Annotated in this window: 1 protein-coding gene; it reads left to right on the top strand. The window is 38.7% G+C overall.

Annotation, left to right across the window (positions count from 1 at the left end; translation table 11 throughout):
- Positions 1–78: 78 nt before the first annotated feature.
- Positions 79–377 (top strand): hypothetical protein (locus IX315_RS09670; RefSeq protein WP_211835410.1); only part of this gene is annotated, 299 nt, incomplete at its 3' end.

Here is a 377-nt window from a genome sequence, read left to right on the forward strand (position 1 = left end):
AGCTTTGAGGCTTCTGTATATCACAGAAAATGAGTATATTACATATTATTAAGGAAGTAAAACTCAAACCTCAAAGCTATGAGCAAATTTACCCATATTCCCTCAGAAATTCGAAGCGTTTTATCTAAAAAGTGCTATTCTTCTGTTATAGAGGCAGTCGTGAGTCTCTTTGAAAGCTTTCGCTTCAATGACAAATCCTTTGGAGGTGTAAAGCGTGAGAATTGTCAGTTGAGAAACTCTCAGCTGTTTCAACTCCTCGTACTCCTACCGTTCTTTGCGGTGAAGGGCTTTTCACACTATGGTGCCTCAGCCCTTTCACGTATGTTTGGAGGCGAAAAAAGCTTGTTATACTCTTTTGCTCAACAAGATAATATTGA

The organism is Porphyromonas levii, assembly GCF_018206105.1.
Classification (GTDB): domain Bacteria; phylum Bacteroidota; class Bacteroidia; order Bacteroidales; family Porphyromonadaceae; genus Porphyromonas_A; species Porphyromonas_A levii.